This window comes from Stenotrophomonas maltophilia group sp. RY12688, assembly GCF_052149045.1.
In the GTDB taxonomy this organism is placed as follows: Bacteria; Pseudomonadota; Gammaproteobacteria; order Xanthomonadales; family Xanthomonadaceae; genus Stenotrophomonas; species Stenotrophomonas sepilia.
This window is the reverse complement of the sequence record NZ_CP197389.1, coordinates 2,930,719-2,943,223: the sequence shown is the minus strand read 5'-3', so window position 1 is coordinate 2,943,223 and position 12,505 is coordinate 2,930,719. Positions and strand designations below refer to the sequence as shown.

The 12,505-nt window shown below is 65.6% G+C and carries 9 protein-coding genes and 2 tRNA genes; 10 read left to right on the top strand and 1 reads right to left on the bottom strand.

Translation table 11 applies throughout. The features are described 5' to 3' along the window. Positions 1 to 9 precede the first annotated feature (9 nt). From nuoN to pnp, 10 genes are all read left to right on the top strand, one after another. On the top strand, positions 10 to 1,470 hold the full coding sequence (gene nuoN / locus ACS0OT_RS13900) for an NADH-quinone oxidoreductase subunit NuoN (protein ID WP_065179770.1): 1,461 nt from the start codon (positions 10 to 12) through the stop codon (positions 1,468 to 1,470). 129 nt (positions 1,471 to 1,599) lie between these two features. Then, a tRNA-Met gene (locus ACS0OT_RS13895) sits at positions 1,600 to 1,676 on the top strand. 82 nt (positions 1,677 to 1,758) lie between these two features. After that, positions 1,759 to 1,835, top strand: a tRNA-Met gene (locus ACS0OT_RS13890). A 367-nt stretch (positions 1,836 to 2,202) separates the two neighbouring features. Then, entirely contained in the window at positions 2,203 to 2,793 is a 591-nt protein-coding gene (rimP, locus tag ACS0OT_RS13885) for a ribosome maturation factor RimP (RefSeq protein WP_005417913.1), read from the top strand. A 4-nt stretch (positions 2,794 to 2,797) separates the two neighbouring features. Further along, on the top strand, positions 2,798 to 4,309 hold the full coding sequence (gene nusA / locus ACS0OT_RS13880) for a transcription termination factor NusA (RefSeq protein WP_005417911.1): 1,512 nt from the start codon (positions 2,798 to 2,800) through the stop codon (positions 4,307 to 4,309). Positions 4,310 to 4,401: 92 nt separating this feature from the next. After that, positions 4,402 to 7,044 (top strand): translation initiation factor IF-2, encoded by a 2,643-nt coding sequence (gene infB / locus ACS0OT_RS13875; protein WP_139727415.1) that lies wholly within the window; start codon positions 4,402 to 4,404, stop codon positions 7,042 to 7,044. A 132-nt stretch (positions 7,045 to 7,176) separates the two neighbouring features. Further along, positions 7,177 to 7,560: a 30S ribosome-binding factor RbfA gene (rbfA, locus tag ACS0OT_RS13870; RefSeq protein WP_065179361.1), complete on the top strand. Its 384-nt coding sequence runs from the start codon at positions 7,177 to 7,179 to the stop codon at positions 7,558 to 7,560. A gap of 107 nt (positions 7,561 to 7,667) precedes the next feature. Next, entirely contained in the window at positions 7,668 to 8,576 is a 909-nt protein-coding gene (truB, locus tag ACS0OT_RS13865) for a tRNA pseudouridine(55) synthase TruB (RefSeq protein ID WP_442255860.1), read from the top strand. Between the two features lie 173 nt (positions 8,577 to 8,749). Beyond that, complete coding sequence (rpsO, locus tag ACS0OT_RS13860) at positions 8,750 to 9,010, top strand: 30S ribosomal protein S15 (protein ID WP_005417886.1); 261 nt, start codon at positions 8,750 to 8,752, stop codon at positions 9,008 to 9,010. A gap of 151 nt (positions 9,011 to 9,161) precedes the next feature. Beyond that, positions 9,162 to 11,270 carry a polyribonucleotide nucleotidyltransferase gene (pnp, locus tag ACS0OT_RS13855; protein WP_053499253.1) on the top strand — a complete coding sequence of 703 codons (2,109 nt, stop codon included), beginning with the start codon at positions 9,162 to 9,164 and terminating at the stop codon, positions 11,268 to 11,270. A 121-nt stretch (positions 11,271 to 11,391) separates the two neighbouring features. Here the strand turns inward: pnp and ACS0OT_RS13850 are convergent, their stop codons facing one another. Continuing rightward, positions 11,392 to 12,384 carry a hypothetical protein gene (locus ACS0OT_RS13850; RefSeq protein ID WP_235646260.1) on the bottom strand — a complete coding sequence of 331 codons (993 nt, stop codon included), beginning with the start codon at positions 12,382 to 12,384 and terminating at the stop codon, positions 11,392 to 11,394. Positions 12,385 to 12,505 lie beyond the last annotated feature (121 nt).

The following is a 12,505-nucleotide window of genomic DNA, read 5'->3' as shown; positions in this document are numbered from 1 at the left end:
GATTTGATGATGACCACCTCGCCGCTGCTGCCATTGACCGCCGCTGACCTGCCACCGCTCGCTCCCGAGCTGGTGCTGATCGGCAGCGCCTTCGCCCTGATGATCCTCGACCTGTTCGTCAGCAACCGGAACAAGATCGTCACCCACCTGTTCTCGCTCGCTGCGCTGGCCGTGGTGCTGTTCATGCTGGTCACCGGCGTGGGCGGGCAGGGCGAGGTCTTCCATGGCATGTTCGTGCGCGATACCGCCGCGGACGTGATGAAGACCGGGATCGTGCTGCTCAGCGGCCTGACCCTGGTCTACGGCTGGCGTTACCTGCGTGACCGCAACCTGTTCCAGGGCGAGATCCCGGTGCTGATCCTGTTCGGCACCGCCGGCATGATGATCCTGGTGTCGGCCGGCAGCCTGCTGATGGTCTACCTGGGCCTGGAACTGCTGGCGCTGTGCTCCTACGCCCTGGTCGCCAGCAACCGCGAAAACGGCCTGGCCTCGGAAGCGGCGATGAAGTACATCGTGCTCGGCTCGCTGGCCTCTGGCCTGCTGCTGTACGGCATGTCGCTGATCTACGGCGCTACCGGCAGCCTGCACCTGGACGTCATCCGTGACGCCATCCCGCACTCGGAAGAGCGCGTGCTGCTGATCACCGGTGCGGTGTTCATGATCGCCGGCGTCGCCTTCAAGCTGGGTGCCGCACCGTTCCACATGTGGCTGCCGGACGTGTACCAGGGTGCCCCGGCACCGATCGCACTGTTCATCAGCTCGGCGCCGAAGCTGGCCGCCTTCGGCATGGCCTACCGCCTGCTGGAAATGGGCGTGGGTCCGCTGTCGACCGAACTGCAGCTGCTGATCGCCGGCCTGGCCGCAGTCTCGCTGGTCATCGGCAACCTGATGGCCATCGCGCAGAGCAATCTCAAGCGCATGCTGGCGTTCTCCACCGTCTCGCACATCGGCTTCCTGCTGATGGGCATCGCCGGTGGTGGCGCACAGGGCTATGCCGCTGCGCTGTTCTACGCACTGGCCTACGCCATCATGTCGACCGCCGCCTTCGGCGCGATCATCGCGCTGTCGCGTGCCGGCTTTGAAGCCGAGAACATCGAGGACTTCAAGGGCCTCAATGCCCGCAACCCGTGGATGGCCGGCCTGGTGCTGTGCATCATGGCGTCGCTGGCCGGCATCCCGCCGTTCCTGGGCTTCTGGACCAAGCTGGCGGTGCTGGGCGCGGCCGTCAACGGCGGCCTGCTGTGGCTGGCCATCCTGGGCGTGCTGTGCGCCGTGGTCGGCTGCTTCTACTACCTGCGCGTCATCAAGGTCATGTACTTCGATGAGCCGGTGGGCGAGGCCATGCCGCGCAACAACGACCGCGTGCTGGGTGTGGTGCTGGGTGTCAATGCCCTGGCGCTGCTGGCCTTGGGCCTGGCCTGGAACCCGATCATGGTCTGGTGCCAGCAGGCATTTGCGCATCTTGCATAAAAGTTGACACAAAGCTGCGCGATTCGTGTAATATGCGCAGCCTGAGTTGTCACTGCAGCGGTTCAGCCAGAACATCGTTGCGGTAGCCCCCCCCTCGAAAGAGCAGGGCAGCAGTTCAAACACTTCCGGTGCGGGGTGGAGCAGTCTGGCAGCTCGTCGGGCTCATAACCCGAAGGTCGCAGGTTCAAATCCTGCCCCCGCTACCAACTTCGGATCGGCGCCAACCGATTTGATGAATGAGGGGAGGCTTGCAGTTTTTGGAGCAACCGCTCATAATTCCGCTTCTGATGCGGGGTGGAGCAGTCTGGCAGCTCGTCGGGCTCATAACCCGAAGGTCGCAGGTTCAAATCCTGCCCCCGCTACCAAGTAAAGAGATCGCCTTCGAAGTGCTGCTTCGAGGGCGTTTTTCTTTGGGGTCTGCGTCGTTTCTGCGTGATCGGGGTCAGATCCCTTTTCCCGTGGAAAAGGGGTCTGACCCCGGGTCCGCACCTTGCACCAGCGCGGTGCAGCCGCTATCATCAGCGGCCTAGCAGTACCCCTGAAGGCGGCCTCCCAGCGGGAGTCCGGACCCGGAAGGAGGGCCGCAACCGGCAGGCAATGCAGGTTGCAACCGGAATCCAGTCACCGGAGTCTTTCCGGAAAAGGGGCCCAACGGGCCCTTTGTCGTTTCCGGGGCGTCATGTTTCCACGCCGGCCAAGGCCGGCACCCAACCATAGAGATCAAGGCAGGCTGTGAGCGACAAGGCAACCGACATCGCGAATCTGCTCGCCCCGACCGTTGTGTCGCTGGGCCTGGAGCTGCTGGGCGTTGAGTATCTGCCGGCCCCCGGCGGTGCGACCCTGCGCCTTTACATCGACGTGCCGCTGGCTGAACAGCCCGAGCGCATCATCAATGTCGACGACTGCGAGCGGGTCAGCCGCGAAGTCTCGGCGCAGCTGGACGTCGAAGACCCGATCAGCGGCAACTACACGCTGGAAGTGTCCTCGCCGGGCGTGGACCGCCCGCTGTTCAACCTGGAGCAGTTCGGCCGCCACCAGGGTGAATCGGCCAAGGTCACGCTGAAGTTGCCGCAGGACAACCGTCGTCGCCTGCAGGGCCGCATCGAAGCGATCGACGAGGCCGCGGGCACCATCACCTTCATCGTCGACAAGGCTGAAGTGGTCGTGTCGGCCGACAACATCGACAAGGCACGGATCATGCCCGACTGGGTGGCGCTGGGGCTGGCCCCGAGCAAGCCGACCGGTCCGGCGCCGAAGCGTCCGAAGCCGAACACGAATTCTTCTTCCAACGAGCCGGCGGCAAAGAAGCCGCGCGCGGAGTGAGCCAATGAGCAAGGAACTGTTGCTGGTAGTCGACGCAGTCGCCAACGAGAAGGGCGTGCCGCGTGAAGTGATCTTCGATGCCATCGAGGCCGCCCTGGCCTCGGCAGCGAAGAAGCGCTATCCCGAGGAGGAAGTGCTGACCCGCGTGGTCATCGACCACAAGGATGGCAGCTACGAAACCTTCCGCCGCTGGGAAGTGGTGGCCGATGATGTGGTGATGGAATCGCCGGATCGCCAGATCCGCCTGATGGACGCGGTCGACGAGGCCGAAGGCGTCGAGGTCGGCGACTACATCGAAGAGCAGATCGAGAACCCGGACTTCGGCCGCATCGCTGCCCAGGCCGCCAAGCAGGTCATCGTCCAGCGCGTGCGCGAAGCCGAGCGCCAGCAGGTCGTGGATGCATGGAAGGATCGCGTGGGTGAGCTGATCACCGGTGTGGTCAAGCGCGCCGAGCGCGGCAACATCTACGTCGACCTCGGTGGCAATGCCGAAGGCTTCATTCCGAAGGACAAGGGCATTCCGCGCGACGTGCTGCGTGCCGGCGACCGCGTGCGCGGCTACCTGGCCGAAGTGCGCTCGGAGCCGCGTGGCCCGCAGCTGTTCATCAGCCGCGCCGCGCCGGAGTTCATGATCGAGCTGTTCAAGCTGGAAGTGCCGGAAGTCGGCCAGGGCCTGGTGGAAATCAAGGCCTGCGCCCGCGATCCGGGCGACCGCGCCAAGATCGCCGTGCTGGCCCACGACCAGCGCACCGACCCGATCGGTGCCTGCATCGGCATGCGCGGTTCGCGCGTGCAGGCCGTGTCCAACGAGCTCAATGGCGAGCGCGTGGACATCGTGCTGTGGAACGACAACCCGGCCAACTTCGTCATCAACGCGATGGCGCCGGCCGAAGTGCAGTCGATCATCGTCGATGAGGACAAGCACTCGATGGACCTGGCCGTTGCCGAAGACCGCCTGGCCCAGGCGATCGGCAAGGGCGGCCAGAACGTGCGCCTGGCCAGCCGCCTGACCGGCTGGCAGCTCAACGTGATGACCCAGGACCAGGTCACTGCCAAGTCGGAGGCCGAGCAGGCTGCCGCCCGCCAGCTGTTCATGGACAAACTGGAAGTGGACGAGGAAATCGCCGGCATCCTGGTCAGCGAAGGCTTCGGCACCGTCGAGGAAATCGCATATGTCCCGGTCGGCGAACTGCTGGCCGTGGAAGGTTTCGACGAGGACATCGTCGAAGAGCTGCGCGCTCGTGCCCGCGATGCGCTGCTCAATGAGGCCCTGGCAGTCGAGGAAGGCCTTGAAGACGGCCAGCCGGCGCAGGACCTGCTGTCCCTGAAGGGCATGGACGAAGCCACCGCATATGCGCTGGCCGGCCACGGCGTGCGTACCAGCGAGGACCTGTCCGACCTGGCCGCCGACGAGGTCATGGACTTCGGCATCGAAGGACTGGATCAGGCGCGCGCCGCTGCGCTGATCCTGGCCGCCCGTGCCGAGGAGATCGCCCGACTGGAACGCGGCGAATGAGCCGGCAATGAACAGGGCCCTGAGCCGCTCAGGGCGTAGAATCCGCGCCACCTCCAGATGCGGGGGGGCGCCCACAAGATCATAGGATCCGAATGTCGCAGCAAACCACCATCCGCAAGCTTGCCGAACTGGTCAACACGCCGGTCGAAAAACTGCTGGAACAGCTGGCCGGTGCCGGCATGAAGTTCAGCGGTCCCGACCAGGTCGTGACCAGCTCCGAGAAGGTAAAGCTCCTGGGCTTCCTTCGTCGTTCGCACGGCAAGCCCGAGCAGGCCCCGGAAGAGACCGATCAGTCTGCAAAGAAGATCACGCTCAACCGCCGGAAGCAGCAGGAAGTGACGGTCAATTCCGGTCGCAGCAAGACGACCGTGAATGTCGAGGTGCGCCAGAAGCGTACCTACGTCAAGGATGGTGCTCGCGCCATGACGCCGGACGAAGAGCGCGCCGACATCCTGCGCAAGCTGGAAGAGTCGCGTGCGCGCAACCTCGCCGAACAGCAGGCCCTGGCCGAGAAGGATCGTCTGCGCGACGAGGCCATCGTCCGTGCCCGTGAGGAAGAGGCCGCCGCCAAGGAACGCGCCGAGGCCGAGAAGAAGGCCGCCGAGGAAGCTGCGGCTGCGGCCAAGGCGGCCGAGGCACTGGCCGCCAGCAAGCCCAAGCGTGCTCCGATCGACGAAACCGCGCCGCGCCCGCCGCGCGCCCCGGCCGCCGCCCCGGCTGCGCCGCGTGGTGCTCCGCCGCCGCGCAACGACGAGCGCAACAACCGCAGCGCGCCGCGCAACGAGCGTGGCCCGGGCGACCGCTTCGCCGGCCAGATGCACCTGTCGGCCGCCGACCGTGCGCGTCGTGGCAACAGCAACAACAGCAGTTCGCGTGGACGTCCGGGTGGCCGCAACCAGTCCGGTGGCCGTCGCGACATGTCGCGTGGTGGCAACAATGCCGGTCCGCACGCGTTCGAACGCCCGACCGCACCGGTCGTGCGTGAAGTCGCGATCGGCGAGACCATCACCGTGGCCGACCTGGCGCAGAAGCTCGCGCTGAAGGGCGGCGAGGTGGTGAAGGCGCTGTTCAAGATGGGCGTGATGGCGACCATCACCCAGTCCATCGACCACGACACCGCTGCGCTGGTGACCGAAGAACTCGGCCACAAGGCGATCCGTGCCAACGACAACGATGCCGAAGACGCGCTGCTGGCTTCGACCGGTGAAAACCAGGGCGAAGCCGTACAGCGCCCGCCGGTGGTCACCATCATGGGTCACGTGGACCACGGCAAGACCTCGCTGCTGGACTACATCCGCCGCACCAAGGTTGCCCACGGCGAAGCCGGCGGCATCACCCAGCATATCGGCGCCTACCACGTCGAGACGCCCAAGGGCGTCATCAGCTTCCTGGATACCCCGGGCCACGCCGCGTTCACCTCGATGCGTGCCCGCGGTGCCAAGCTGACCGACATCGTGGTGCTGGTGGTTGCTGCCGACGACGGCGTCATGCCGCAGACCAAGGAAGCGATCCAGCACGCCCGTTCGGCGGGTGTGCCGCTGATCGTGGCGATCAACAAGATCGACAAGTCCGGCGCCGACCCGATGCGGGTCAAGAACGAGCTGCTCTCCGAGCAGGTCGTGGCCGAAGAGTTCGGTGGTGACATCCAGATGGTGGAGATCTCGGCCAAGACCGGCCTGGGCATCGACGACCTGCTGGACGCGGTGTCGGTGCAGGCCGAACTGCTGGAACTGAAGGCCGTCGACGAAGGCCGCGCCTCGGGCGTGGTGATCGAATCGTCGCTGGACAAGGGCCGCGGCCCGGTCGCTACGGTGCTGGTGCAGCAGGGCCGCCTGAAGAAGGGCGACTACCTGGTGTGCGGTATCCAGTACGGCCGCGTGCGTGCGCTGTTCGACGAAACCGGCAAGCAGCCGGAGTTCGCCGGCCCGTCGATCCCGGTGCAGGTCCTGGGCCTGTCCGGTGTGCCGGAAGCCGGAGACGACTTCGTGGTGGTCGAGGACGAGCGCCTGGCCAAGGATGTTGCCCAGCAGCGTGAGACCAAGCGCCGTGAATCGCGCCTGGTCGCCACCGCTGGCAGCCGCATGGAAGACATCATGGCGACCCTGGGCAAGGGCGAGGGCCAGCAGGTCCTCAACTTGGTCATCAAGGCCGACGTGCAGGGTTCGGTGCAGGCCCTGAGCCAGGCACTGGTCGCGCTGTCCAACGAAGACATCCGCATCAACGTGATCCACTCCGGCGTCGGCGGCATCACCGAATCGGATGCCAACTCGGCGGCTGCTTCGAAGGCCACCGTCATCGGCTTCAACGTGCGTGCGGATGCTTCGGCCCGTCGCATCATTGAATCCAACGGCGTTGACCTGCGTTACTTCTCGATCATCTATGACGTGATCGATCAGGTGAAGCAGGTGGCATCCGGTCTGCTGGGCGTGGAGATCCGCGAAGAGATCATCGGTATCGCCGAGGTCCGCGACGTCTTCCGCAGCTCCAAGCTGGGCGCCGTTGCCGGCTCGATGGTCATCGAGGGCGTGGTCAAGCGCAACAAGCCGATCCGCGTGCTGCGCGACAGCGTGGTGATCTTCGAGGGCGAGCTGGAATCGCTGCGTCGCTTCAAGGAGAACGTCGAGGAAGTCCGCAACGGTACCGAATGCGGTATCGCGGTGAAGGCCTACAACGACGTCAAGCCGGGCGACCAGATCGAGTGCTTCGAGCGTATCGAAGTGCCGCGCACCCTGTAATGCTGCAAGGTGGCCCGACCAACGGTCGGGCCCTACCATGTACCTGTAGCGCCCGACCGTTGGTCGGGCGACAATCGAATCAAAGGTAGCGCCCGACCGTTGGTCGGGCGACAACTGAACCAAGAGCTGCTCGTGCCCAAGACTTTCCATCGAACCGACCGTGTCTCCGCCCAGCTGCGCCGTGAACTCGGCACCCTGGTGCACAACGCCGTGCGCGAGCACGGGTTGCCCTCGGTGAGCGTGTCCGACGTGGAAATCACCCGCGACATGGCCCATGCCAAGGTGTTCGTCACCGCCCTGATGCCGGAACGCTCGGCTGAAGCCGTGGCCGGCCTGAAGGAGCTGGGCTACCGCCTGCGCATGGACCTGGCCCGCGCGATGAAGCTGCGCCACGTGCCGGAGCTGCATTTCCACTACGACGACTCGGTCGACCGTGGTGAGCACATCGACAACATCCTGCGCGACCTGCCCGATACGCTGGCCGCGGAGAAGCGTCGCGGGAGCGACGACGAATAACCGCGCGACGCCGGGCATGCCCGGCGTCGTTGCATTCCGGCTGTGCGACGTCTGACGCAGACCGCGCTGCGGCAGCCGAGCATGGCTCGGCCCTACACATTCCTGCCATGACCCGAATTCAGTTCCGCCGCCTGGATGGCATCCTGCTGCTCGACAAGTCGACCGGCATGAGCTCCAACGCCGCCCTGCAAGTGGCGCGCCGCCTGTTCCGTGCCGAGAAGGGTGGCCACACCGGCAGCCTCGACCCGTTGGCCACCGGCCTGCTGCCACTATGCTTCGGCGAGGCCACCAAGATCGCCGGCCTGCTGCTGGGTTCGGCCAAGGCGTACGATGCCGAGATCGTCCTCGGCCAGACCACGGATACCGATGATGCCGAGGGCCAGGTGCTGGTGCAGCGCCCGGTGCCGGCGATCAGCGCCGAGGCCCTGCAGGCTGCGCTGGCGCCATTGACGGGGAACATCCGTCAGCGGGCTCCGATCTATTCGGCGCTGAAGCAGGGCGGGGAACCGCTGTATGTGAAGGCCCGCCGCGGCGAGGCCATCGAGGCTCCGGAGCGCGAGGTCCAGGTGCACGCGATCGAGGTGCTCGAACAGCTGCCCGGGCGCCTGCACCTGCGCGTGACCTGTGGCTCCGGCACCTATATCCGCAGCCTGGCCCGCGATCTCGGCGAACGCCTGGGCTGTGGCGCCCACATCAGCGCGCTGCGCCGGCTGTGGGTCGAACCGTTCCGCGCGCCGGCGATGGTCACCCTGGACCAGTTGCGGGCGATGGCCGAGGCCGGCAACGAGGCGGGCATGGACGCGCTGCTGCTGCCGCTGGCAGCCGGCCTGGCTGGATACCCGCGGGTCGACCTCGATGCCGGGCAGACCCGCCGCTTCTGCGTCGGCCAGCGCCAGCGTGACGCGTCCTGGCCGCATGGCCTGGTGGCCGTGTTCGGTCCGGACGATGCTGTCCAGGGCCTGGGCCAGGTCGACGACAGTGGCCTGCTGGCCCCGCAGCGCCGTTTCAACCTCTGACCGGGGCAGGGTGGTTCAGCCCCGGTCCTTGTCCCGGAAGCCCCTGGCCGTTACAATTTCGCGGCCGTTTTCCGGCAACCTGCCTCGCGCAGGTTTCATCCTCGTAGTCCACGGCGAGCCTGGCGGTGCGCGAAGCGCGTTCCTGCCGGCCACGCATCACAGAGAAAAAAGAAATGTCGATCGACACCCAGAAGGTCATTGAAGACAACAAGCGCAGCGCCGCTGACACCGGCTCCCCGGAAGTCCAGGTTGCCCTGCTGACCGCCCGCATCGAACTGCTGACTGGCCACTTCAAGACCCACAAGAAGGATCACCACAGCCGCCGCGGCCTGCTGCAGATGGTCAACCGCCGTCGCAGCCTGCTCGACTACCTGAAGAAGAAGGACGTCGAGCGTTACAAGGCCCTGATCGAAAAGCTTGGCCTGCGTCGCTAAGCAACGAATCCCCCGCGGCGCAGCGATGCGCCGCGGTTTTGTTTTGTAGCACCGCAATCCCCGATTCAGGCCGGAACGATCCGGCCACCCGCTGGCGGCAAGGGTCGCCGACGGTCCAAATTCGCAGACAGCATCCCCAAGGACACCCTCCGTGGCAAAAATCACCAAAACCTTCCAGTACGGCAAGCACACCGTCACGCTTGAGACCGGCGAAGTCGCCCGCCAGGCCAGCGGCGCGGTCATCGTCAAGATGGACGACACCGTACTGCTGGTCACCGCCGTCGCCGCCAAGAGCGCGCGCGAAGGCCAGGACTTCTTCCCGCTGACCGTCGATTATCAGGAAAAGTTCTACGCCGGCGGCCGCATCCCGGGTGGTTTCTTCAAGCGTGAAGGCCGTGCGACCGAGAAGGAAACGCTGATCTCGCGTCTGATCGACCGTCCGATCCGTCCGCTGTTCCCGGAAGACTACAAGAACGAAGTGCAGATCATCGCCACGGTCATGTCGCTGAACCCGGACGTGGACGGCGACATCCCGGCCCTGATCGGCGCCTCGGCTGCCCTGGCCCTGGCCGGCACCCCGTTCATGGGCCCGATCGGCGCTGCCAAGGTCGGCTACAAGAACGGCGAGTACATCCTGAACCCGACCGTCAGCGAACTGGCTGACTCGCAGCTGGAACTGGTCGTTGCCGGTACCTCCAACGCCGTGCTGATGGTCGAATCCGAAGCCGCGCTGCTGTCCGAAGACGTGATGCTGGGCGCCGTGACTTTCGGTCACCGCGAAATGCAGAAGGTCATCAACGCGATCAACGAGCTGACCGTCGAAGCCGGCACCAAGCCGTCGACCTGGGAAGCCCCGGCCAAGAACGACGCGCTGATCTCCGCGCTGAAGGAAGCCATCGGCCCGCGCCTGGGCGAAGCCTTCCAGGTGCGCGACAAGCTGCAGCGCCGTGACGCCATCTCGGCGATCAAGAAGGACGTGTTCGAAGCCCTGGCGGGCCGCGTGGCCGCCGAAGGCTGGAACCCGGCCGAGCTGTCGAAGGAATTCGGCGAGCTGGAATACCGCACCATGCGTGACTCGGTGCTGGACACCAAGGTCCGTATCGACGGCCGTGCGCTGGACACCGTCCGCCCGATCGCCGTGAAGACTGGCGTGCTGCCGCGTACCCACGGTTCCTCGCTGTTCACCCGCGGCGAAACCCAGGCCATCGTGACCATCACCCTGGGCACTGCCCGTGATGGCCAGGTCATCGATGCCGTTGCCGGTGAGTACAAGGAAAACTTCCTGTTCCACTATAACTTCCCTCCGTTCTCGGTGGGCGAGTGCGGCCGCATGATGGGCCCGAAGCGCCGCGAAATCGGCCACGGTCGTCTGGCCAAGCGCGGCGTGCTGGCTGTCATGCCGTCGCTGGAAGCCTTCCCGTACACCATCCGCGTCGTCTCGGAAATCACCGAGTCGAACGGTTCTTCGTCGATGGCGTCGGTCTGCGGCTCGTCGCTGGCCCTGATGGACGCCGGCGTGCCGGTGAAGGCACCGGTGGCCGGTATTGCCATGGGCCTGGTCAAGGAAGGCGACCGTTTCGTGGTCCTGTCCGACATCCTGGGTGACGAAGATCACCTGGGCGACATGGACTTCAAGGTGGCCGGTACCGCTGAGGGCATCTCCGCCCTGCAGATGGACATCAAGATCGAAGGCATCACCGAAGAGATCATGAAGCAGGCCCTGCAGCAGGCCAAGGCTGGCCGTCTGCACATCCTGGGTGAAATGGCCCACGGCCTGACCGCTCCGCGTGAGGAGCTGTCGGACTACGCGCCGCGCCTGCTGACCATCAAGATCCACCCGGACAAGATCCGCGAAGTGATTGGCAAGGGTGGCTCGACCATCCAGGCCATCACCAAGGAAACCGGCACCCAGATCGACATCCAGGACGACGGCACCATCGTCATCGCGTCGGTCAACGCCATCGCTGCCCAGGCTGCCAAGGCCCGCATCGAGCAGATCACCTCGGACGTCGAGCCGGGCCGCATCTACGAAGGCAAGGTCGCCAAGATCATGGACTTCGGTGCGTTCGTCACCATCCTGCCGGGCAAGGACGGCCTGGTCCACGTGTCGCAGATCTCCAGCGAGCGCGTCGAGAAGGTCGGCGACAAGCTGAAGGAAGGCGATGTGGTCAAGGTCAAGGTGCTGGAAGTCGACAAGCAGGGCCGTATCCGCCTGTCGATGAAGGCCGTCGAAGAAGGCGAAGGCGCCAGCGCCGAATAATCGGTACTGCTGATCGTGCGGTGGGTGAGGACCGTTGGTCCTCACGCTTTCGCAAATGAGAAAGCGGGCTTCGGCCCGCTTTCTCTTTGCCTGGAATCCTGTGGGCGAGGATCGTTGGTCCCTACACCTGCGCGCCTTCTTCCTCCTCTCCCAGCCACCACACCTGGCCCGGCTCGGGGTCACTCAGCGGGTGCTCGCGCTGTTCGATGGCCTCCAGCACGCGGCCGGGGGCTGCAGCAACCCACATCGCCATGAGCTTTTCCACCGCGGCCCGGCCCTGTGCGGCCACGCCGAGGTCACGTTCGCGTCTCCATTGGTCTTCACGTGGTGCCTCATCGCCATGATGGTGAGGCGTGCCGTAGCTGCAGCGGCGGCACAGCCGGCGCACGGTGGCCGTCCAGTCCTCGACCATGCCGATGCCGGGCAGCGTGATGGCCTCCAGGGCAGCGATGTCATCGGCCGAGTCGCACTGCACGAACACGGTGAAGGTCGCCATGTCCGAAGGCTGCAGGCGCTGCATGGCATTGAACACCGGCACCTGGCGCTCGTCATAGGCACGTTGGCCGGTCGAGGCCCCGTCGTGCAGCACGATGTCGCCGAAGCGGAAGCCGCTTTCAGGCAGCGGTACGTTGTCGATGCGTGCACGCACCGGATCAATGCGGCTCATAAACACCACTTCGGCGTCGGACCACGGTGCCAAGCGCACGCAGGCTACGCCGAAGTTGCCCTCGATCGGGCCTTCGCCCTCGGGCAGGGTGATGCCACAGCGGGACCATTGGCGGCGTGCTTCGGCCCAGTCACCGACGCCGGTGGCGGCGATACCGGCATTCCACGCGGTGGCTTCATCGAATTCGCCGCGCAGCTGTTCTGATTGCAGGTTGTCCTGCAGTGAGGAGGCCCAGTCGCGCAGGTACTTGTGTGCCAATCCGCGCATGTAATGCAGGTACGGGACTTCGGCAGCGAGTGCGATCAGCTCGCCGAACAGCGCCACCGCCTGCTGCAGGTCGCCTTCGCGGAAGGCGGCGTAGGCGCGCGCCTCCAGTGCCTCGCGGTCGTCGAGGGTTTCGTCGCCAAGCAGGTCGCCGCCGTCGATACTGTCGTAGTCGATGCTCATGTCCATGCGCGATTGAAGGTCTGCGGCTACCTTAGCCGATGCATGGGGCGGCGGCGTCGGTGCGTGTCCTGCTGCAGTGCATGACGGCAATCGCGTGTCTGCCCCGCTGTCGTCACGGGAT

Bases quoted from the DNA above. Each gene is read 5' to 3' on its own strand.
- truB (WP_442255860.1), top strand. From the start codon at position 7,668: ATGACCCGAATTCAGTTCCGCCGCCTGGATGGCATCCTGCTGCTCGAC.
- nusA (WP_005417911.1), top strand. From the start codon at position 2,798: ATGAGCAAGGAACTGTTGCTGGTAGTCGACGCAGTCGCCAACGAGAAG.
- nuoN (WP_065179770.1), top strand. From the start codon at position 10: ATGACCACCTCGCCGCTGCTGCCATTGACCGCCGCTGACCTGCCACCG.
- ACS0OT_RS13850 (WP_235646260.1), bottom strand. From the start codon at position 12,384: ATGAGCATCGACTACGACAGTATCGACGGCGGCGACCTGCTTGGCGAC.
- infB (WP_139727415.1), top strand. From the start codon at position 4,402: ATGTCGCAGCAAACCACCATCCGCAAGCTTGCCGAACTGGTCAACACG.
- rpsO (WP_005417886.1), top strand. From the start codon at position 8,750: ATGTCGATCGACACCCAGAAGGTCATTGAAGACAACAAGCGCAGCGCC.